The following is a 21,828-nucleotide window of genomic DNA, read 5'->3' as shown; positions in this document are numbered from 1 at the left end:
TATACGGCAATGAGCCTTCCGGGCCCATACAGCGCGGCTGGCTGCTGCGGGTGGATGAAGAAGGCTGCCTTGTGCCCGGCTGCCACCTGGTCAGTACGGAGGAGGAGGCTGCTGCCCCGGCCCTGTCGCTCCACCTTTATCCCAACCCAGCGCAGGAGTACCTCTATGTGCTGCTCCGGGATGCGGGCATTGCCCGCCGCCGGGGCGCTGCCCTGCAATTGCTGGACCTGCAGGGGCGCATCCTACAGTCGCACCCCGCCGGCCGCATTGATGAGGTGACCAGCATACTGCCGGTACCGGGCCTGCCTGCCGGTGCCTACGTCCTCCGCTATGTGGCGGACGGGCAGGTTTTGGCGGCGGAGCGGGTGGTGGTGCGGTAGAAAAAATCGTTTTGCAGTTTACCTTACCTACTACCGCAGGGCACATTTAGGAATCCTGCACCGCATGAGCTAAATTGACATTGTCGTTTATCATCAGACCAATTAAGCATAGAGTATGAAAAAGACAACATACGCCTACTCCCTGTTGCCCCTGCTACTTGCAGTGACTGTAGTTTCGCTCAAAGCACAGGATTACACCCCTTTAGTCACAGAGCAAGCCACCTGGCAGATCATTGCGATAAATGGAAATGTTTATACCCCCTTTGGCTACACTATTGAGGGGGATACCACGATTGAGTCGGTAGCGTACAAGAAAGTTTATTATTTGGATTTGTACCCCGATACCTTCTCAGTCGACTACGCTATTGAAGACCGATGGCTTTTTGGGGCCCTGAGGGAAGATACTGCTGCCCGCAAGGTCTACACGATTATATTCGATGAAACATGGGGTGGTTTCTGCACCATTGGTAGCGAGTTTGAACTCTATGATTTTTCAAAAGGCATTGGAGATACGATTAGCAATTGTTTGACTTTTCCTGACATAGAATACCCATATATCATTGATGCCATCGATCAGGAGGAAGTATGGGGGCTTAACCGGACTCACATCCAAACCTCACAGTACGGCATTGAAGAATCGCTGATTGAAGGCATTGGATACTCCGGTGGTCTTTTTGTTGAAGCTCTTTATTTGCCCAGTACTGCTGATTGGGGGGTGTTCCTTCATGATTATTGTGTGGGTGCTGCAGCGGACTGTGGATTGCTCAGCAGCACGGCTTCTGAAAAGATGCTGCCGGTAGTCCGGGTATTTCCCAATCCGGTAAGACAGGGTGAGCCACTGTGGCTCGAAAAGCCGGAAGGTATAGCTGCTGACCATACTGTAGAATTGGTGGATGCTATGGGGCGGGTTTGTATCCGTCAGGCGTACACACCACCCGCCGATGGGCAATACCTTTCGACCACCGGATTAGCTCCCGGCTTTTATGTGTTGCAGTTCCGCAGCCAAGGCGGGCAGCTTTTGCAGGTTGAAAAAGTAATCATAGAGTAGAGTAGGGGCATGGATGAAAGAGGTAAGCTTGTATTATACCGACGATAAAGTGGTTTGCCACAGCAAACCGACTTGATGTCGGCATAAACGCTGGAAAGTGGCCTGCGCCTGTCCTGACAAGCTTCGCTTCGTCACGGGCCGATGTTGCAAACCACTTTGTTAAGCGTATACATCAAGCCTTACGTGCCGCTCCAAGCTCTACACTCACGAGGGCCATCACCACCAAAACCTCTCCGATGAAATAAGCCACGCCCAGCCAGGTCAGGGTGTCGAAGCGGTAGGCCACGATCCCAAGCGTAGCAATACAGTAGAGGGTATTGGCTACTGCGATGCCGGTCAGAAAGGGGGCTCCGCCTTCTTTGATCCGCCAGTAGCAGGTGAGGGAGTAAACGGCAAAGCAAGCGGCAACGCCCGCCAGGATGTAGAGAAGGGAGGCAGGCATGCCAAACACAGACTCGTACCGGGCAAGCACCTGACTGAGCAGGAGAGCGGTGATGATGGCACCAATGCCGTCGATCAGGAATAGCTTGTTAATCGTAGCTTTGGCAGGCATAGGTTCGTTTTTACCCGGTTGCATGGAAGGAAAGGGTAAATGGTTAAACGCGCTACTGACCATTCTGTTCTTTATGCTTTAGCTGTCCGCGTACTTTCTCAAGGTATTTTTCATCTACTTCGAGAACACGGCAAATCGTGGTCAAGGCTCCCTACGCAGTACCCAGACCCTGTCCGGGCGGCCGCCCCGAAGCCACCGTTGATAAGTAAAGCCAGCCTGCATAACGTAGCCGGGCCTTGGGCCGAAGGCGATCATCCACTCATCATCATCCACCCACCACCAGGATTTACCGGGCTGCCCTTTGCGTGCCGGGTGGTAATGATGCCAGCCATTGTACTCATAACCAGCATCCACCCGCTGCATGCGGATATCATTGCGCTGCAGCCATTCAAAAGCCTGTGCCCGGGCGCGGTTCCAGGCAAGATAGTCATGGGTAGCCAGCATGCTGAAGAGCGCAAATATTAGGAGGACTGCTCCTTTAAACCATGCCTTTGGCTTTGGGGCAAGGGTTGCCAAAAACAGGATAGCCGAAGCCACGCTCAGCAGCATATACCGATCGAAAAAACCGGTGACCGACATAGCCAGGAAATTAGCCAGATTGAGCAACAGCAGAAAAAGAAAGAAATCCTGCTGTTTTTGATTCAGCTCACGCAAGGCACTCAGGCCAACCCAGGTCAGCAGGCTGGCTGACAGCTGACTGATGTAGCCCAGCCCATACATCATCCAAATGGGCAACCGTGGCGTATTGCGGAGCTGAAAAGTGTACACATCGCCCAAAAGCTCGGGGCCAAGCCCCCAGTTGTACAGGATGTTGCCACCGTACGGAAAAACATGGCCGGCATCATGCTGCGCGATGAGCAAGCCTGCATTCGCTACTAATATCCCGGTCATTGGCCAAAGCCGGAGAACGCCTGCAGCCCGGACACTAGACCAAAGAAAGGGGAGTAACGGCAGGCAGAAAGCCCCGAGGTAGACCCAGGACTTAAAGCTTTGGCGGCCCAGCTGTGCGAGTACTCCCCCCGGCGCCTCCCGCAATTGCTGCAGTAGCTGCCCGGAGACCGGCAGGTAGTTTTCGCTAATGCCCAGCCAGGGTTTTACCGTGTTTTCCAAAAGCAAGTAGGCGCTTGCAGCCACTGCTACGGACAGCCCCGCCCAGACCCATCCCCGGATTCCACCGCGCTGTTTCAGCAGATACCAGCCCCCCATAGCCGGGAAGAGTAAGATGCCCGGTTGCCGGTTGAGGTAGGCCAGCAGGCTTAAGACCGTGAATATGAGCAACCATTGGACGTGCCTGCTCTGCTGAAACCTAAGACCTGCCCAGGCGGCCCAGATAACCAGGGCCAGAAAAGGCACATCGGTCATAAAGGAAAAGGAGAGGTGAAAATACAATGGGCTGAAAAGCAAAACAGCGGTGCCCACAGTAGCCATGCTTAGGGAAACACTGAGCAACCGGAGCAACCGGAAGAACCCCAGCCCGCCCAACCCCGCTGCCACCCAGGTAGACCACCGCAGGCATTCAAAACTAAAGCCCCCGCCCAGTTTGCAAAACAGCGCGCCCCAGACCACCTGCGTCAGGATATTCGGTGAAAACCTTGCCTTAATTGAGGGTTGCCCCGTTTCGACCCATTGCTTAACGGGGTAAGCGTACTGCCAGTCGTCGTTGAGCGGGAAGTCCCCGCTAAGGCCTACTGCCAGCGCAGCGGCTATCCAGACCAGCAAGAGTGCTATAGCACCGCGGTAATGGGTAATTTGAAACGGAGCCATAGACGATCAGGTAGAGGCGTGATAAGGCAGCAACACAAAAAAGTGTACCCTTCCCTGACGGAAAGATACACTTTTCAGGACCGATTATCCTGGTATGAATTTACAGGCTCGCGACGTGGCGAGTCAGCTTGCTTTTCAGGTTAGAAGCCTTGTTGGCGTGCCAGGTGCCGCGCTTTGCCAAACGGTCTACCATGCTGATGACCTTAGGCAGGAACTTCTCCGCTTCTGCTTTCTCCTTCATTTCACGGAGCTGACGGATAGAAGTCCGGGTGGTCTTCTTGTAGTAGCGATTGTGTACACGGCGCTTAGCTTCCTGCCGCATGCGCTTCTTTGATGATTGGTGATTAGCCATTACTTTATGATATTTACATGCTTTTCCAAAAAAGAGACGCAAATTTAAGGCTTCTTTTTAAGATTTTAAAGCTTACCTCTGATTTTATTATGCCTGTGGCTTTACTTTGGTAGTTGAGCCGGTATTGCCAAACAATGAACCGCTAAGCGCGTGGCATTCCAAATCATAGTGGTATCTTTAGCAGCCGAAATTAAGAGGAAGATTAAAAAACAAGAATTACACTATGAGAAAAAAATTACTGCTGCTGCCGGCTTTGTTTTTCGCTGCCATTAACTTCACACAAGCACAGGTATGGCTGGAATTAGGCGCCAAAGGCATGATGGGTATGACCGGGCTTGCGAACGCCAACATCAACGGGGATGCCGACCACGATAGCTCCCTGGGGTTTGCGACCTCCCTGGGCGGAGTGGCTAACCTGAATGTTGGCGATTACCACGGGCTGACTTTTGAAATGCTGGGCGCTACGTACAGTCACTCCATGACTTACCGGGGGGCAGCCGGCAACCGTACCGTAAATATGGAGTGGGAAAGCATCGATGCCTACCTGTTGTACCGTTTTTTCCGGAGCAACGGCGCTTTTGCAGAACTCGGGGGCAAGGCGACTTATCTGCGTGGTGCGCAGCAATCCTTCGGGACAGACTGGTCAGATGTTTCGGGTAAGTACACCGACCGCTATTGGTCAGGGTGCTTTGGAGTGGGCGGTTTTGTGACCGCTAATAAGGTGCTGACCGTCAAAACCGGAATACGGGCAGAGTATGCCTTTACGGACCTGATGTCAGCCGAGGGGCAGGCAGAAAACTACCCCACCTTCTACACCAACTACGATACTTATGAGGAAACACAACCCTTCCGGATTGGCTTCTACATGGAAGTGACCTTTGGTGTAGGTGGCATTGCGCAGTCACAGTGCGGTGCCCGTGGTGTCATATTCGGCACCGGGTACAACTAGCCCAATAAGCCATAATCATTCAAAATAAAGCAAGTCAAGGGCAAATAATAGCGCCCGGGCTTGCTTTTGTTTAAAAGCCCTCTTTACTTAGGGCAAATTTATGCATAGGCAGTTGCGTATCCGGCGAACGATACCTGCTGCCGCGTGTTTTCGAACAAAAAACATAATCCGTAACCATAGCAAGTAATGAACGATTTCTCATTTATAGCTAATGCTCACCCATCGTACATTGATTCGATGTACCAACAGTACCTGCAGGACCCTAATCAGGTGGAGGAAACCTGGCGTGCTTTCTTCCGTGGCTTTGACTATGCGGGCACCGCAACCAATGGTCATGCAGAGGGGGCTACCGCTGTTTCTTCTGAGGCCCTTGATAAAGAGTTCAAGGTGCTCGCCCTAATCAAGGCCTTCCGCAACCGCGGGCATTTGTTGTCTACCACCAACCCAATCCGGAAGCGCCGCGACCGGCAACCGAACCTGAACCTGGAAGACTTCGGCCTTTCTGAAGAAGACCGTCAGCTTTCCTTCGAAGCGGGCCGGGAAGTGGGTATAGGCAAGGCGACCTTGCAGCAGATCATCGACCATATGCGTAAGGTGTACTGCGGTAATATTGGTATTGAATACCACCACATTCAGGACCGCGAAAAGCGCCGCTGGATACGCACTAGAATGGAAGGTTTAGAGCCGGACACAAGCTATGGCTTCGGTAATGATCAAAAACGCCGCATTCTCGAGAAATTGAATGGGGCGGTGGTTTTTGAAAAATTCCTCCACACCAAATACATCGGGCAGAAGCGTTTCTCTTTGGAAGGTGGTGAGAATACCATCGTTGCATTGGATGGCCTGATTAATAAGGGGGCCGAACTCGGCGTTCAGGAAGTCCTGATCGGGATGGCTCACCGGGGTCGCCTGAATGTGCTGGCCAACATCATGGGCAAGACTTACGCTCAGATTTTCAACGAATTCGAAGGCACGGCCGTGCCGGACCTCAGCTTTGGCGATGGAGATGTGAAGTACCACCTCGGCTTCTCCTCGCAGGTAGAGACGCCTTCCGGCAAAAACGTACACCTGAAGCTGGTCCCTAACCCTTCTCACCTGGAGTCTGTTGACCCGGTAGTGGAAGGCTTTGCGCGTGCCAAGGCCGATATTTTGTACAATAGTGATTATGACCAAATCCTGCCCATCCTCATCCACGGCGATGCGGCACTGGCAGGGCAGGGGGTGACCTACGAGACCGTACAGATGAGCAAACTGGCGGGCTACTACACCGGCGGTACCATTCACTTCGTGATCAATAACCAAATTGGCTTTACCACTGACTTTGATGATGCCCGTTCTTCTACCTACAGTACGGGTGTAGCCAATGTGGTACAGGCCCCGGTTTTCCATGTCAATGGTGATGACCCGGAAGCGGTGCTGTTTGCCACAGAGTTTGCGATCGAATACCGGCAGAAGTTCAACAACGATGTCTTTATCGATATGGTGTGCTACCGTAAACACGGGCACAACGAGGGCGATGATCCCAAATTCACGCAGCCAGAGATGTACGACATCATTAACAATCACCCGGATCCCCGGGAAGTGTACAACAAGCGGTTAGTTGAACGCGGTGATGTCGATAAGGAATTGGCTGAGGAAATGGAGGACTCCTTCTGGAAACTGCTGCAGGAGCGCCTGGACGAAGTCCGTGAAAATCCACTGCCTTATGAATATCAGGAGCCGGAGCAGGCTTGGCGGGAGCTGAAGAAAACAACGACGCCCGAAGACTACCGGGAGTCACCTGATACCGGCATTGACCGCGAGGCTGTTGATAAACTGATTAAGCACCTGACCTCCTTCCCGGATGGCTTCACACCACTAAGCAAAGTGAAGCGCCTGATGAAAGGCAAAAACAAGTTGCTGGAAGAGAACAAACTGGACTGGGCGATGGGTGAACTCCTCGCTTACGGCAGTATTCTCATGGAAGGCAAAGATGTGCGCATGAGCGGTCAGGATGTCCGCCGGGGCACCTTCTCCCACCGGCACGCTGTGGCTTATGATGCGAAGACGTATGAGCCCATCAACCGCCTGGATGGCATTCAGGAAGGGCAGGGGAAATTCCGCATCTTCAACTCCCTGCTATCTGAGTTTGCCGTGCTGGGCTTTGAGTATGGCTACTCCCTGGCCTCTCCTGACAATCTGGTCCTCTGGGAGGCGCAGTTTGGCGACTTCTACAACGGTGCCCAAACCATCGTCGATCAGTACATCTCCGCTGCCGAGAGCAAGTGGCGGCGGATGAGCGGTTTGGTTATGTTGCTGCCTCATGGATACGAAGGGCAGGGGCCTGAGCACTCAAGTGCGCGGCTGGAGCGTTTCCTGCAGGCTTGTGCTGAATTCAACATGACGGTGGCGAACGTGACCAAGCCGGCTAACTTCTTCCACCTGCTGCGCCGTCAGCTGGCACGCCCGTTCCGCAAGCCTTTGGTGGTGATGTCGCCTAAGTCGCTGCTCCGCCATCCCGAGTGTGTATCAGATATCAGCGAGTTCGAGTCCGGGAATAGTTTCCAGGAATTGATTGACGACCCCTTCATCGGCCCGCGCAGTGGCAAGAAGGTCAAGCGGTTGTTGTTGTGCAGTGGTAAAATCTATTACGATCTGATGCAAAAGCAGCGCGAAGATGACCGCAAGGATGTGGCTATCGTTCGTCTGGAGCAGCTCTACCCGCTGCCCGATCAGCAACTGCAGGCGATCTTCGACCGCTATCCTAATGCCGAGCCATACTGGGTACAGGAAGAGCCGTCCAATATGGGGGCCTGGCAGTACATCCACTCCATCTTCCTGGCTAAAGAGGTGGTGGTGAATACCGAGCTAAAGCACATCGCCCGCAAAGCGAGCGCTTCTACCGCTACCGGCTTCAAGGAAGTCCACGATCAGCAGCAGCAGCGCATCGTCAACCTGGCCTTTGGCGAGGAGTAGGCGTGCCTGAAGTGCATCAATTGAGCAGAGCCGCTTCCGGAGTTCCGGGGGCGGCTTTGTCGTTTTTGCGGGTATGCCTTTTTGTGCCTTCCGGCAAAAATGGACGTACTTGCTAAAACACCGAAATCGTTGTAACTTGACAATTAACTGAACGGATACGCTATGGAGACTTTGCAGTCAAAATATATATATGAGCAGGAAAGAAATAAGCCAATGCCCGATAAATTTCATGCTTTCATTCAACAGCAATTGCTGTTCTTAATCAAGTTGGCCTACGGAGACCGGTTCGAAGTGCTGCCGGAGCTCAATATCTTGTTTGGAGAAGAAAAAAATGTGCCAGACCTGGCGCTTTTTGAAAAAGGTCAGCTCGACCTGACGTATAATGAAACCAACATCGCGGAAATTCCTGTAGGGGCTATCGAGATTCTATCTGGTCAGCAGCCCATACAGGAGTTGGTCATCAAGCTCGAACGTTATCTGAATGCAGGGGTGAAGTCTTATTGGCTGGTGGTACCGGATTTGCGGTCCATTTATGTGTACCACCACCGGAACGATAGTAATATTTTTGGCAGCAATGATGTCCTCGTTGATGAGGTACTGGGCATTGAGCTTGAGCTCCAGGAAGTATTTGGCGCTCTTGAGCGGAAAGGCTAACTTTCGCTCATCCAAATCCATCCTTATGTCCATCGCTCAGCGCATCCTGCAATTCAACCGCTCCCTTCAGCCCAACTGGGAACTGCCACCGCACGCCGACCTGCTTTACCCCTTCGACGGGGAGGAGACCTGGCGCGCTATGGAGCAATTTTACGGCAAGTACTACGATGATGACCGCCCGCGCATTGCCATCTTTGGCATCAATCCAGGCCGTTTTGGAGCCGGTGTCACCGGAGTGCCCTTTACCGACCCCATCCGCCTGGAAGAAGTCTGCGGCATCCCGAATGCCTTTCACAAAAAACCGGAACTGTCTTCCGACTTCGTCTACCGTTTCATTGATAACTGGGGCGGGGCGGAAGCCTTCTATGAGCATTTCTACATCACTTCCCTCTGCCCCCTGGGCTTTACCCGCGATGGTAAAAATTACAACTTCTACGATGACAAAAAGCTGGAGCGGGCGGTAGAGCCCCACATCATTCACAATATCCAATCGCAGCTCGATCTGGGCGTAACCAACAAAGTTGCCCTCGTCATGGGCGTAGGCAAAAACTGGAAGTACTTTGAGCCCCTCAATGAAAAGCATGGCTTTTTCGAAGTACTCAAGCCCCTGCCACACCCGCGTTGGGTAATGCAGTACCGGCGCAAGCGGCTGGAGGAATTTCTGGAAGATTATCAGCAGGCGCTGGAGTGGGCGGTTGAGAAGCAAAAACTTTGAGCATGAAGATAATGAAAACAGATGAAGTGTTTGACCTCATCAATCGTGGTGAATCGGTAGACAATATCGTATTGTCTGATTTGAACAGCAAAAGATTGAGTATCAGGGAAGCATTGCAACTGGTGGAAAATGGTTTTTCTGTTTCGCAGGAGAATATCAGGTATGATGATACTGAAGTTGCTTATGATGCTGATTTCGATGAGGTAGAATGGGAAGGTAATTACAAAAGCCTGAGAGGGCTCTTGGTTTCCAGGCAAGTCGTTGAAGAAGAGCAGCCGAAGGAAGAGATCATAACCATAGAATTATCCGTTAAGGACAAAGGCTTGAAAAACTGGCTGGGAGAGAATACTGGCAAGCTAAAGGACATCATTAATAAGTTAGTGGTAGACCTGTACAAGACAGAGCAATTGTTGCACCCTGACCAGCATAAATAGTATAGCTAGTAGCGCTGGTTTTCCTCTTATTTGGGGGTACTCAACCGTATTCATTTTGTATTACTATAAACACAGAATATTTCTAGGCTTTCAATGTCTTTAGCTCTGAAAAAGCAATTGGTTTTTCCTTCAATTATTATGGCTACCCCTTCGAATACGGGCAGTGCCGGCACCCGCTCCCACAGCAGTACCCCCGCTTGAGATGAGACCAGCCCGTCATCACGAACATCCCGTTTTCCAGGTAGTAATCGATGCCCTCCACAGGCCTGCCGGGCCTTTTGTAATCTGGTGCAATATTGGGCCTTTTGCCGGCTTTGAAGTCCGTCACAAACTGCTCAATTTGCTCCTGTACCTGCGCTTTGAGGCAAGTAGGGCAAAGACAACCCCTTGCTGCTTCGATGGGCGCAATAGCGGGCAGCTTATGGCACCAGCAAGCAGTGGCGTTTTCCACCTGGCAGTCAAAGACGGTATTACAATTTGGGCAGGTCTGTTTCACGGTTTTGGTTTTACGCGTCAAAACTACCTACTTTTTGCTAATTCTCATTCATACTGAAAGCGTGCCGTGAGGTACGCAATATAGGTAACCCAAGGACGAGGCCGGGAGTCCGTGCCGTAGGTACGGAATGTGCCACCCATGACGCCCTACTTTTTACCAAAGTGCCGGATATTGTAGGTAAAGTTCAGCATCACATACCGCTGTAGTACCTCCGTCTGCACATCCTCAATAAACACATCCGTGACATTCCGGCTGATGCTGTTGTTTTGCCCCAGCATGTCGAAAACGCTCAGGCTGATTTCAGCTTTGTCATCCAGGAATTTTTTGCCCGCCTCCGCATTCCACAGCCAGAAATTTTGATTAAAACCTTCCGACAGCCCGTCAAACAGCTGATGGTTCACGCTGCTGCGCAGTACCCAGCCGTTGCCGATCAGGAAGTTGGCCCCCAGGCGGGTAGACTGATTGAGGAAGTTGTTGTCCAGGGCCGTATTCAGGCTGTTGCGCACCCGGTTGTAGCTGGTCTGGGAAGAGAGCGTAAAGTCCACCCGTTCGCTAATATTGCTGCTCAGGGTGGCGTTGAGGGAAGAGCCGATGTTGTTGGCGTAGTTGAGGTTATCATTGATGAGGCCCGGAATCCGCTGAAAGGTGCCTCCAACACTAAAGTTGAGGTTGGACTTGATGACCGAAAGCGGAAAGCCATAGGTCGTAAAAGCCCGGGCATTCCAGTAGCCATCCAGGTTGACGGGCTGACTAAGCTGTGCGCCCCGTTGCAGAAAAATTCCTGGTCGGACCATCAGATCACGGTTGGCAATGAAAGTGCTGTTGCCGATGTAGTTCTGCGTGTACTGCGCGGAAAGCAACACGTAAAACACCGAAGCCTTGTCGGTATTGGTTTTGGAATAGCGGGCAAATACCCGGTGCGTATAGTCCTGTCTGAGGTCCGCATTACCGGTAGATAGTTGGAGCGGGTTGCTGTTGTCGATCACCTCCTGCAGTTGGCGGAGAGAAGGGGGCGCCGTCCGCCCAAAGTAACCGGCTCTAAGGTTGGCATCCTTGGAAAACTGGTAACGCATAAAGAGCCGCGGCAGGAAGTTGAAGAAGCGCCGGTCTATAGCCTCCAGTGCCGGGAAAACCTGATCCCCGCTCAGCTGTGCCCACTGCGCCACAATCCGCCCATTGAAGATCAGCTCTTTGTCACGGAACCGCAGCCCTACGCTGCCCTCCTGTGTCTGGTAAGTGGTCTCAAAGGTATTAGACAGCAGCGGGTTGAGATCGGAAAATTCCCCATCTGCTGCCCGGTCGAAGGTCTCCTGATCCCCATCGGTATTTTGCTGGCTGGCTTCGGCGCCCAATTGTAGCTGAGCCTTCTCGCTCAGGGGTTCGCTGTAGCGGATACCCGCACTGTGCGTCCACCCCGTTTCATTCAACCCGGCAAACTGATCAAGGTTTTCGGTGAAGGCAGAGTCTTGCAGGAAACGGTTTTCTGAAGCCAGGAAACGCTCGCCTTCCTGCTGAGTATAGTTGGTGCCGACGTTGAGGGAGACGGTCCGGCCCCGTTTAGCAAACCGGTGGCGGTAGTTGAGGTCATTTGAAAAATTCAGGGCGTTTAGATCCGTCTGCAGGCCAAAGTCGGTGCTGCTGAGCAGTAGGTTTTGCAGCCGGGTTTGCCCGAAGGTTTGCTCCTGCCCTTCACTTTGCTGCAAGCTGAGGCGGGGCCGTATGCTAATGGTATTTTTGGGGTCGATTTCATATTCTATCTGTGCGTTCAGCCGGTGGTTGATGGTCCGGGTATCCGCCAGGTTGTCCTCGCTGTAGGTTTGCCCCAGCAGGCGGTCGCTTAGGAAATCCTGGAAAATAGACGACCGTGCGGTGTTATCGGTCTGATTGAAAAAGTAGCTGGCGGTAGTTTCCACTTTGTCGCCCCATTTGTCGGTATAGTTTAGCCCAAAGGCGTGCGTGGTGGCAATGCCGTTCTGCGTGTTCACCAGGAAGTCGCTGGGGTCGGTGCCGCCACCGCCCCGCCGGCCTCTTCCCCTGCCGCGCTGACCGCCCGAGCTGCCGAAAAGGCCCGAGAGGTCTTCCCCGGCAAAATTTTGCTGGTTGATGTTGTTGGTCTGCCCGATGATGGACAGTCGGGCGTCGCCTTTGAAGATGTTGACGTTGCCCCCGGCCCGGTAGAGGCCTTCTTCGCCAATGCCTGCATAGAGCTTCCCAAACTCCCCCTGCCGCTTGCCAGGCTTGGTGATGATGTTAATGGCTTTGGTCGTTTCCCCGCTGTTGAATCCACTGAACCGGTCCTGCTCGCTTTGCTGGTCAAAGACCTGTATTTTATCGATGACTTCGGCGGGCAGATTGCGGAGGGCTGCACTGGGATCATCCCCAAAGAAAGGCTTACCATCCACAAGGACCTGCTTGATCTCCTCGCCCTGTGCCTGTGCCTTGCCATTCTCAAACAGTACCCCCGGCATCTTGCGGATGAGGTCCTCGGCGCTGGCATCGGGATTGACCTTGTAGGCGTTGGAGCTGTACTGTGTAGTGTCGCCAGATTGGGTGGCCAGGGGCGCTTTGCCCGTGATTTCCACCTCGTCCAGATTGAGGGCGATTTGCATAATATAAAGTGTCCCCAGGTCAAGATCGTCTTGCAGCGCTATGGTATCCGAGTAGCTCTGGTAGCCTACATAGGTGACCGAAAGGGCGTAGGTGCCCGGCTGCAGGCCGCTGAATTGGAATTTCCCTTTTGAATTGCTGGTCTCGCTGAACTCTTTTGCGCCATTAGTGAGGTACAAATACGCCCCTTCGAGCTGGGTTTGTTCCGTTGAATCGTAAACCATGCCGGTGAGGGAGAGCTGTTGGGCAAAGGCGTGCGCCATTGGCAATAGCAGAAAAAGTAAGCTGCTTAGGGTTTTCATATGCAGTATGTGATTAGGTTCATTTACCCCGTTAGACCATGCTGGCCTGCTCTTTTTTCCCGCTGCCATGAAGATAAGTGAAAAAAATCACTGTTGTACTTACTTTAGAATACCTATCTTGACGACAACTAACCAACTCCACACATGAACCTCGACTGGACTTACGAAGAATTCTCAGCTTTTGCCATGTTATATGCTGCCTCCATTGATGCCGAAATTGACCCGGAGGAGGAAGCCCTGATCCAGCAACGACTGGACGAGCGCAGCTACCAACGCATTAAAGCGGTCTTTGAAGAGTGCTCTGATGCGGAATGTATCAATACGATTCTGGATTACCAGAAGAAATTTATGCAAGATGAGGCCGGCCGTAATAAATTGCTCAACGATTTCAAGAAAGTTTTTGAAGCGGATCATCGTTACACTGCAATAGAGCGGGAGATGATGCACCTTTTCAAACGTATGTTATAGTGCCCAGCTTTTTCGAGCTCAACTGATCATTCTCATTGCAAGTTGCTGTAGGCCCAGCTACATTTGGGAAGTCACCAAATTAGAGGCATTATGGATCTGGCAATGATGCGGGAAGAATTCACCCTTTCGGGTTTGTCAAGAGAAACATTACGATCTGACCCGGTACAACAATTCGAAGCCTGGTTTGAGCAAGCGGAGTCGGCAGGCATCAATATGCCCAATGCCATGTCTCTGGCTACCGTATCTCCCGATGGGCAGCCCAGCCTGCGCACCGTACTGCTGAAGTATTTCGACGCCACCGGTTTTGTCTTCTTCACAAATTATGAGAGCAAAAAGGCAAAGGACATTGCGGCTAACGCAAAAGTCGCCCTGCACTTTCCGTGGCTGGACCTCGAGCGGCAGGTGAAGATCATGGGGCGGGCGGAGCGTGTCAGCACAGCCGAGTCCGCAAAGTACTTTCTCAGCCGGCCCCACGGCAGTCAGCTGGGGGCCTGGGTGTCCAACCAAAGTGCGCCCATTTCTTCCCGGCAGATGCTGATGTCCAAGTTTGAAGAGCTGAAGCAAAAATTTAAGAAGGGTGAAGTGCCCCTGCCTTCATTTTGGGGCGGTTACCGGGTCGTGCCGGATACTTTTGAGTTTTGGCAAGGGGGTAAGCACCGCCTGCACGACCGTTTTCAGTATACTTTGGAAGCAGAAAAGTGGAAGATAGAACGATTGGCGCCCTAAGGTGTTTGGATTGAAAACCAGCGCAAAGATGTCTGAACCATTATCTAAACTCAAACTACAAGTCATCCAGGCTATTCTGCGCACGGATGACCCCGAGGTGCTGCGCACTGCCCTGCAAGTCCTTTCCCTGGAGAATCCTGCTGCAACCACAGCCTCTGCTGCCCGGCTGACATCACTGGATAGCCTGCCGGATATGCTCAATCAGGGCGCTGCGCCTACTGATCCGGAGGTGCAGGACCTACAGCGGGATATTGATGAGGTTTTTAATGCTTAAAACCGGTTATTTTATCAACTGATCTAAAATTCCACTGATCTTTATCTTCTCGTCCAGGCTCAGGGGCGCTGTGAATTTTGTGAAAATTGAATTCATCTTTGGTTTGATAGCTTTTAGTTCCTGCTTGCCTGCTTCTGTTATTTTGATTCTTTTGGCTCTCTTGTCTTGTTCGTCCGGAAATTCAAGTACCAGTTTATTCCTGAGCAGCCGCTTGATGATCTCTATGCCGGTAGGGGCTTCCAGGTTATGCAGTTCTACGATTTCCATTTTCCTGAAGCTGTCCTGATAATCCAGATGTAGCAGGAAGCTGTATTCATCAATTGAAGAAATACCTGAGACGGACAAAATAGACTTGGCCTGCTTTTTCAGTTCCTTATTCAGGTACATGACCTTGAAGGCAATCAGTAGTTCGTCATGCTCGGAATGCGGGTCATCTGCTTGGTCGGTAAAGAGTTGGTTATTCAGCCAGATGACGAAATCTTCTATCCTGCTCCCTTCACCCTGGTTCTGAAACACCTCCATGTATTGGATGATTTCCTTCAATAATGAATAATCCATGGTTTGTATTTAGTTCATTTTTGAATAAATGTATAAAAATAGTTTCAGAAATGAAATTAAAGTGTAAATTTACATCGGAAACATAATTTTTAATTAAAACAACAATAGTTATGAACAATCCATCCTACACGTTCGTGTCCGTATCAACTGCAAAACCAGGCCGGCTAGACGAGTTAGTACAAATTGCCAAAGCGCCCAGTGAAAAAATGGATGAAAAGCTCAACGGTGTTATTGCCCGGCAGGTTGGTGTCGACAGGGCGCGCAATACTGTGATCGTTTGGGTGACTTTTGATAAAAAGGAAACCCTATACAACTTTCTTGAAACAGAGCAGGGGAAAGACGACCACGGTGAAAGCGAAGATATGAGCTGTATCGAATCATTTGAGATGTATGACCTTGAACCGGTAAGCGAAAGGCTGTTTCCGAAAGTGTAAAAGCAAAAGGTGAAGGTATGGGCTGCCTTTCCGAATGCAGTAAAGACCAAACGAATTGAGCCGTTTAGCGTATTCAGGTAAATCAGGGAGGTTTTATCTTATTACTCCCTGATCTGCCGGGGAATCAGGTACAGCTCCTCCTGCCGCCCGTCAATATAACGCACCCCATTCTCATCAAAGAAAGCATCTTCCTCCATCATCATGCGGATTTCCTTGTTCCACTCCGGTAAGTACACCTTGGTGTTCAGCTCAATGGAGTAAGCGGTGTTGTGATAGAGCGGATAATCGCCTTTGTGGGGCACGCCCTCCTGCTGATCCCAAAGCCCGATAGTTGGCCCGGCGCCATGCCCGTGGTAGCCAATGGGGTGGGTGTAAATCTGGGGTTTGAGCCCGGCGTATTTTGCCTTTTTCAATGCCTCCGCAAGGACTTCATTGCCGGTCCGCCCTTCCTGAAATTCGTTGGTCAGAATATCCATGAGGTGGAGCCCCTTTTGGTGGGCTGCTTTGAGGAAAACCGGCGCATCGGTCTCGCCGGGTTTTAAGACGTAGGCATTCTGCTGCGTATCTGTATTCAGCCCGAGGTAAGTGATCCCAAAGTCGCAGTGCACCAGGTCGCCCGGTTGAATGACCGTCTCCCCGGGGCGGGAAGCGAAGCTGCGGGTGGAGCCGTTGTCCTCCGGATTGGCACGTTGCACATCCACCGTAGGGTGAAACCAGGCAGTCAGCCCCAGCTCCCGGATGCGCTCCCGGTAGAACCACACCACATCGTCAGTAGTGGTTACGCCGGGCTGTATCACCTGATCGGAAAGCCCCTCCGCGATGATGGCATGGGCTATGCGGCACACTTGTTGATAGACGGTCATCTCTTCCGGGGTGCGGGTTTCCAGCCAGCCCAAGGCCAGGCGGTCCCCGGTGACAATCCTTTTTTGATAAGCTTCAGGCAGGTGTTCCATCAGCTGATCGTAGTGGTAGGCCGACAAGCCATCCGCCAGCCCAAAGTGTTCCGACCGGTTGACTGCGATTTTTGCCGGGTCTCTTTCCGTAATCAGCTGGGCCAGCCGCTTCCATTGATCGGGCTCTGCTTCCTTGTCCCAGGCTTTTTTGAACACTTCGCCCACATCATAGCGGGCGCAGGCGAGGGTTTCCAGGCTGTCGCCGGTATTGTGAATAACCAGCATCGTCGTGCGGCGGGCAGAAAGCCAAAAGGAAGGCAGCATGGTTCTGAGGACGGGGTCTTCATTGTACTCCCGGGCGATGAGCACCCACATGTCGATGCCTTCACGCTGCATAATGGCAGGTAGTACGGTCTTCATGCGCTGTTGCAGCCATTGGTCGCGCAGTTCGCCCTGTTTTTGCAGGGGAAGGATATGGGGCATCTCGTATTGGCTTTTCAGAGCAAAGGGCAGACTGAAAAGCAGCAACGTCAGGGCAAAAGTTTTCATAATACCTGGAGATTTAAGTTAGTCCAATTGAGCGGGTCTAAAATAAGATTTAAATCTGGCATCGTTCAGGTGGCCGTTCAGCGTTATGGGAGCTGAGAGAGCAGCCAGTTCTTTTCGGCTACTACGGAAGAGCCCAGTATATTGGCTTTTAGGCGTGCTCTTTGCTGCGGTGCGACAGGGGGGAGGTCTAATAGTTTTTTAGTGAATTTTATCATATTCAGGTAGTGGGTTTTATGGTAAGTCATGATTTTCTTCCGGTTGATGAAGTTGCGCATAGCTTCCAGATGGGCGTAGAGTAGCTCGTAAGCTCCAAGCTCAAAATAGATTTTCATTGCAATGGTTTTTGCAGAGAGGTTTAGCAGGAGGTCTGAAAATGCGGAGCGGTTAATCAGGTCAAGGGCCAGGTCGTAATGTTTTCGTTCGTACTCCAGCCAGGCCAGATTGAAGCAAAAGGTGCTTTCACGGTATTGGGCTTCAAGTTTGGTTTTGTACTGATGGACAAAATCCACCGCCCAGTCCAATTCCCGGGCTACAATAGCCTTCGCCACGATATTCCTGTAGGTGAAACGGGAGAGCTGCTCGTTCAGGAGCAGCACCTGATTGCTCAACCCTTCCCGGTAAATGCTTAGCCCTTCTCTGGCGAAACGTTTGACGCCTTTATTCATTTGGCGGATACAGAAGTTGGTCGCCAAAAGGAATAAGTCACGAAGCTCATCTTTGGGGAACAGCGCCTGATGAGCCAAGGTTAGTGCCTTAAATTTTTCAAAGTGGAGGTGTTCTTCAGGCTGAGTCAGGGCCAGGTAGCAATAATAGTATACTGCAACGGAAGGGAGGTCAAGCATGTCGCTCCGTCTGATATAGGTGAGCATTTCGGGGAGCATGCCTAAATTGTACTCCGTTTTGTAAACGGCCCGGTGCGAGAGGGCGAAACAGCTCTGCCTGAGTTTTGCCGTAATGAATGCTGCTTCAAGATTTTCCTGAACTGGCTGTAGGTGCAGATCTTCCATACGGCGCTGTGAGGCATGAAATCGGTATTCCTCCAGTCGGAGCGCATAGGCATCCTGATAGTACTCGGCATGTCGCAACCCCCGGTTTTTCTGTAGCTGATGGGCCTTGGTAAGGCTTTGTTTGAAATGGCGGGGTAGTTTCAACGCTCGGTAGGCACGGGCTAGCGCTAACTGGGCATTGACTTCCTGTGTATTAACCTGTTGGTAGATCAGGTACTGCTCCATGACTTTTAATAGCAAGCTCATGCTCAGCCTCAGTTTGTGGTCATCAAACCGGCGTTCCGGAAACAGCCGGGCGAAGGCCTCCTCTCTTTCAGGGAGGACTTTCCGCTCAAACTTGCAATGTATAAGGTAGTCCAGTAACGCTTCTACATGCTGGCGCTGATTGAAGAATGGGGAGGCTACGGCTTTTTTCAGTTGTCGGATATCCTGACGGGTCAGGGTATCAAATAATTCGTAAAGTTTGCTACTGACCATTCGTTTTTTGATGCAAAATTAGAATTGAAATACAAGTTTTAAAAGGGTTATGGTTCCAGATAAGGAGAATAATGTGATGCAAAATAGAAAAATTGTATTTGTCTGCCGATGATAACTGCGCCACTTTTGTAAGGAATCAACAAAAGCTACTAAAATGAAAGGATGCAGACTGTTTAATAGAATTGTGGGGAGTGTGGTATTGCTCATTATGCCGTTTCTTGGATTTACTCAGGGTTGGGAGCGGGTGTTTCCCGGAGCGTTTAGCTCCTTTGGCAACCAGGTATTTGTAGAAGCAGACAGCAGTTACCTGGTCCATAGCTTTTTCGATTCCTCTCCCCGTTTGATGACGGTCAGTCAGCAAGGTTATGAAACAGGAGCCACCAATGTTTCGGGAGGGCTCCTTACTGGTGATATCATTACGACCATGGATGGGCAGCTCGCTTCGGCCGATAACTTATCCACTGCTTCCCCCTCCGATAGCAATGATGTAAGAATCTCCAAATTTGACCGGGCCGGGAATACCATCTGGCAATATACCTATGGGTCTGCTCAGCAAAACCAGCGGGTTTCGGCAATTGTGCAGGGCACCACAGGGCATTATGCCTTTGCCGGGGGCATCGGGAATCCGAGCACGACCACTGGCTACGTGGCTTGCATTGATGAAGCAGGCAATGAGCTATGGTACACCGGGCTGTTTGGGTCTTTCGAGATATTCGACTACCAGCTGGCGGCTACCCCTGATGGCGGTTACTTTGTAGCGGGTTCCCGTAATGCCTTTAATAACTCCTTCTACATGGCGAAGCTGGATCAGAATGGTAACGTAGAATGGAATAGCCAGGACTATCAGGGGCTGTATGTAAGGGCTGTGGCTACGACAACAGATGGGAATATCGCTTTTATAGGGGAAGGCAACGACTTCACATGGCTGGTCAAAATTGCTCCCGACGGAACAGAATTGTGGCTTCAGGAATGGCCCGCGCGCTATGTTACAGGACTGGTCCAAACGAACGATGGCGGGTTTGCTTATTTGTATGAAAAGTACGAGTCGAACGGCATTTCAAAAATAGGCCTGGTTAGGACCGATAGCAATGGCAATGAGCTTTGGGAGCAGGAATTCTACAGCTTTCCTGGCCGGAATTCAGGTAATGACCTCAAAGTCACCCCGGACGGCGGGTTTATAATCGTGGGCTCAACCAGCGGAGAGAGCCTTAACCCGGAATACTCGGAATTGTACCTAATCAAAACAGACGCAGCCGGAAACGCCATTACCAATGTCATCGAAGGGTTTGTCAAATACGACCTCAATGAGGATTGCCTGGCCGGGGTGGACGAAACAGGGTTTGAAAACTGGGTCGTGACAGCCCAGGGGAGTACCCGCAACTACTACGGCCTGGTAGATGAGCTTGGGTTTTACCGGGTTCGGGTCGATACCGGGACGTATGAGGTACAGGTGAATACCCCCTCTGCATTCTGGGTGGCTTGCGAGGAGAGTATACCTGTTGTAATGGCCCAATTTGGAGATACTGTTGGGGTAGATATGCCGGTTCAGAGTATTGGCGACTGCCCTTTGATGGAGGTCAACACCAGTGCGTCCCGTTTCCGGCTGTGTGAAGAAGCAGCCATAAATGTACAGTATTGTAACCAAGGGTCTACAACTGCCGGTACCGTTACCGTTGATTTGAGCATTGATGAAGATTTGGAGTTCCTCGGGGCTACTATACCGGTGCTCAGCCAGGATGGGGCTACTTTTACCTTTGATGTCGGAGCAGTTGGCCCCCTGGAGTGTGGGAATTTTACGGTCAACCTGATGGTTGGCTGCGATATAGAACTGTTGGGCCAAAGCCTTTGCACGGAAGCCCATATCTATCCGGATACAACCTGTTTGCCGGTCGACCCCTCCTGGTCTGGAGCCAGTATTCAGGCAAGCGCTTACTGCGAAGGAGATGAAGTAAAACTCCAATTAAAAAACGTAGGCATCGGGAATATGCAGGAGGCTTTGAATTACCTGGTGGTAGAGGATGACGTGATCATGATGATCGAGCCCTACACGCTGGAAAGCGGAGATTCGATAGAGATCGCCTTACCCGGCACTGGTGCATTTTACCGCATTGAAAGCCCGCAGGTGCCTTTCCATCCCGGGTTTTCCATGCCGAGTGCCCACGTGGAAGCCTGTGTGAGCGGCAATCAAAGCGTGAGTACAGGGTTTGTAGGGCAGTTCCCACTCGATGATAGCGATTTATTCGTGGACCTGTTGTGCAAGGAAGTGGTAGCCGCATATGACCCCAATCAGAAGTCAGCCGAGCCAAAAGGGTATCAGGAAGCACACTTTATAAACAATGGAGAGACGTTGGAGTATTTTATTGAGTTTCAGAACACAGGAACAGATACAGCAAGAAAGGTTGTGCTGCAAGACATCCTTTCTCCCCACCTTGACCCCGGTACTTTTAAGCCTGGGGCGGGGAGCCACAGCTATGAAGCGGACTTGAGTGAAGATGGAGTGCTGACCTTCACCTTCGAACAAATAATGCTCCCGGATAGCAATGTCAACTGGCTGGGCTCACAGGGCTATGTCACCTTTGAAATCGAACCGAAACCCAATCTCCCAATCGGCACCGTTATTGAAAATCAGGCCTCTATTGTTTTTGATTTTAATCCACCTATTGCTACCAATACCACCTACCACACCATTGGAGAAGATTTTGTAGTGGTGGATATAGGCACGGTGCATTTGCCAACTGTGGAGGTGCTGGTCTATCCCAACCCGTTTTATCAGTCCGCAACCTTTGAGGTGAAAGGGCTGGAAAATAAGCCTGTCACCTTTCAGCTGTTCACCGTCGAGGGACGTAAGGTCAGGGAAGCTCAATTTAGGGGTCCGCAGTTTCAATTGGACCGCCGCGGGTTAAGCGGTGGCTTCTACTTTTACGTCATTAGTCAGGGGGCAGAGTTGGTTAATACGGGCAAAATCGTAGTACACTAATGCGCTGTAAAGTATCAAATGAATCGTGTAGCCAAGCCAGTAAGTGCTGCAAGACTTCGGAGAAGTTACACCTTTCTAACCTTAGCAACACCACGGGAGACCGACTTCGGAGAAGTCGCATGTTATCCCCAGCCAGAGGCGTAGCGCCTTCAACTCATCTACGGACACTCAGCTTTTAAAACTAGACAAAGCACCAGTAGTTCCTCCATATAGCAGCGTGCCCAACCGTTGGAGTCAGTAGTCGGGCACGCTGCTT

At 51.5% G+C, this 21,828-nt stretch carries 20 protein-coding genes; 12 read left to right on the top strand and 8 right to left on the bottom strand.

What is annotated here, in order from left to right; genetic code table 11:
- Both MRY86_RS22385 and MRY86_RS22380 read left to right on the top strand, forming a co-directional pair.
- Window positions 1-380 (top strand): T9SS type A sorting domain-containing protein (locus MRY86_RS22385; RefSeq protein ID WP_293562829.1); only part of this gene is annotated, 380 nt, incomplete at its 5' end.
- A gap of 115 nt (window positions 381-495) precedes the next feature.
- Window positions 496-1,428, top strand: coding sequence for a T9SS type A sorting domain-containing protein (locus MRY86_RS22380; protein WP_293562831.1), 933 nt, complete (start codon window positions 496-498; stop codon window positions 1,426-1,428).
- A gap of 172 nt (window positions 1,429-1,600) precedes the next feature.
- Here the strand turns inward: MRY86_RS22380 and MRY86_RS22375 are convergent, their stop codons facing one another.
- The 3 genes from MRY86_RS22375 to rpsT all read right to left on the bottom strand — a co-directional run bounded on the left by MRY86_RS22375 (window position 1,601) and on the right by rpsT (window position 4,097).
- Window positions 1,601-1,981, bottom strand: coding sequence for a hypothetical protein (locus MRY86_RS22375; RefSeq protein WP_293562833.1), 381 nt, complete (start codon window positions 1,979-1,981; stop codon window positions 1,601-1,603).
- A gap of 141 nt (window positions 1,982-2,122) precedes the next feature.
- A complete protein-coding gene (locus MRY86_RS22370; RefSeq protein ID WP_293562835.1) occupies window positions 2,123-3,745 on the bottom strand; it encodes a glycosyltransferase family 39 protein in 1,623 nt (540 codons plus the stop codon).
- Window positions 3,746-3,845: 100 nt separating this feature from the next.
- The gene (gene rpsT, locus MRY86_RS22365) at window positions 3,846-4,097 is read right to left on the bottom strand and encodes a 30S ribosomal protein S20 (protein WP_044221978.1); all 252 of its coding nucleotides are present in this window, start codon (window positions 4,095-4,097) and stop codon (window positions 3,846-3,848) included.
- A 223-nt stretch (window positions 4,098-4,320) separates the two neighbouring features.
- On the opposite strand from rpsT, the gene MRY86_RS22360 reads away from it, so the two are divergent.
- The 5 genes from MRY86_RS22360 (at window position 4,321) to MRY86_RS22340 (ending at window position 9,804) form a co-directional block, all read left to right on the top strand.
- The gene (locus MRY86_RS22360; RefSeq protein ID WP_293562840.1) at window positions 4,321-5,046 is read left to right on the top strand and encodes a hypothetical protein; all 726 of its coding nucleotides are present in this window, start codon (window positions 4,321-4,323) and stop codon (window positions 5,044-5,046) included.
- A gap of 186 nt (window positions 5,047-5,232) precedes the next feature.
- Window positions 5,233-8,001, top strand: a complete 2,769-nt coding sequence (locus MRY86_RS22355; protein WP_293562842.1) for a 2-oxoglutarate dehydrogenase E1 component — start codon at window positions 5,233-5,235, stop codon at window positions 7,999-8,001.
- Window positions 8,002-8,214: 213 nt separating this feature from the next.
- Window positions 8,215-8,655 carry a Uma2 family endonuclease gene (locus MRY86_RS22350; RefSeq protein ID WP_293562844.1) on the top strand — a complete coding sequence of 147 codons (441 nt, stop codon included), beginning with the start codon at window positions 8,215-8,217 and terminating at the stop codon, window positions 8,653-8,655.
- 25 nt (window positions 8,656-8,680) lie between these two features.
- Window positions 8,681-9,370: a uracil-DNA glycosylase family protein gene (locus tag MRY86_RS22345; RefSeq protein WP_293562846.1), complete on the top strand. Its 690-nt coding sequence runs from the start codon at window positions 8,681-8,683 to the stop codon at window positions 9,368-9,370.
- Between the two features lie 2 nt (window positions 9,371-9,372).
- Window positions 9,373-9,804, top strand: a complete 432-nt coding sequence (locus MRY86_RS22340; RefSeq protein WP_293562848.1) for a hypothetical protein — start codon at window positions 9,373-9,375, stop codon at window positions 9,802-9,804.
- A 142-nt stretch (window positions 9,805-9,946) separates the two neighbouring features.
- Here the strand turns inward: MRY86_RS22340 and MRY86_RS22335 are convergent, their stop codons facing one another.
- Window positions 9,947-10,300, bottom strand: a complete 354-nt coding sequence (locus MRY86_RS22335; RefSeq protein ID WP_293562850.1) for a cysteine-rich CWC family protein — start codon at window positions 10,298-10,300, stop codon at window positions 9,947-9,949.
- 146 nt (window positions 10,301-10,446) lie between these two features.
- On the bottom strand, window positions 10,447-13,209 hold the full coding sequence (locus MRY86_RS22330) for an outer membrane beta-barrel protein (protein ID WP_293562852.1): 2,763 nt from the start codon (window positions 13,207-13,209) through the stop codon (window positions 10,447-10,449).
- A gap of 144 nt (window positions 13,210-13,353) precedes the next feature.
- On the opposite strand from MRY86_RS22330, the gene MRY86_RS22325 reads away from it, so the two are divergent.
- The 3 genes from MRY86_RS22325 (at window position 13,354) to MRY86_RS22315 (ending at window position 14,677) form a co-directional block, all read left to right on the top strand.
- Window positions 13,354-13,677 carry a hypothetical protein gene (locus MRY86_RS22325; protein WP_293562854.1) on the top strand — a complete coding sequence of 108 codons (324 nt, stop codon included), beginning with the start codon at window positions 13,354-13,356 and terminating at the stop codon, window positions 13,675-13,677.
- Between the two features lie 90 nt (window positions 13,678-13,767).
- On the top strand, window positions 13,768-14,403 hold the full coding sequence (gene pdxH, locus MRY86_RS22320; RefSeq protein WP_293562856.1) for a pyridoxamine 5'-phosphate oxidase: 636 nt from the start codon (window positions 13,768-13,770) through the stop codon (window positions 14,401-14,403).
- A gap of 28 nt (window positions 14,404-14,431) precedes the next feature.
- Window positions 14,432-14,677, top strand: coding sequence for a hypothetical protein (locus MRY86_RS22315; RefSeq protein WP_293562858.1), 246 nt, complete (start codon window positions 14,432-14,434; stop codon window positions 14,675-14,677).
- Window positions 14,678-14,683: 6 nt separating this feature from the next.
- Here MRY86_RS22315 and MRY86_RS22310 read toward each other — a convergent pair whose 3' ends face one another.
- Complete coding sequence (locus MRY86_RS22310) at window positions 14,684-15,235, bottom strand: winged helix DNA-binding protein (RefSeq protein WP_293562860.1); 552 nt, start codon at window positions 15,233-15,235, stop codon at window positions 14,684-14,686.
- A 110-nt stretch (window positions 15,236-15,345) separates the two neighbouring features.
- Between MRY86_RS22310 and MRY86_RS22305 the strand changes: the two genes are divergently transcribed.
- Window positions 15,346-15,669 (top strand): hypothetical protein, encoded by a 324-nt coding sequence (locus MRY86_RS22305; protein ID WP_293562862.1) that lies wholly within the window; start codon window positions 15,346-15,348, stop codon window positions 15,667-15,669.
- 101 nt (window positions 15,670-15,770) lie between these two features.
- Here MRY86_RS22305 and MRY86_RS22300 read toward each other — a convergent pair whose 3' ends face one another.
- Both MRY86_RS22300 and MRY86_RS22295 read right to left on the bottom strand, forming a co-directional pair.
- Window positions 15,771-17,111 carry a M24 family metallopeptidase gene (locus MRY86_RS22300; protein ID WP_293562864.1) on the bottom strand — a complete coding sequence of 447 codons (1,341 nt, stop codon included), beginning with the start codon at window positions 17,109-17,111 and terminating at the stop codon, window positions 15,771-15,773.
- Between the two features lie 83 nt (window positions 17,112-17,194).
- Window positions 17,195-18,595, bottom strand: a complete 1,401-nt coding sequence (locus tag MRY86_RS22295) for a hypothetical protein (RefSeq protein WP_293562866.1) — start codon at window positions 18,593-18,595, stop codon at window positions 17,195-17,197.
- A 154-nt stretch (window positions 18,596-18,749) separates the two neighbouring features.
- Between MRY86_RS22295 and MRY86_RS22290 the strand changes: the two genes are divergently transcribed.
- On the top strand, window positions 18,750-21,572 hold the full coding sequence (locus MRY86_RS22290) for a T9SS type A sorting domain-containing protein (RefSeq protein WP_293562868.1): 2,823 nt from the start codon (window positions 18,750-18,752) through the stop codon (window positions 21,570-21,572).
- The last annotated feature ends 256 nt before the right edge of the window (window positions 21,573-21,828 follow it).

The sequence above is a fragment of the Phaeodactylibacter sp. genome, assembly GCF_022763345.1.
GTDB lineage: Bacteria > Bacteroidota > Bacteroidia > Chitinophagales > Saprospiraceae > Phaeodactylibacter.
This window is presented reverse-complemented; position numbering and strand designations above follow the sequence as displayed.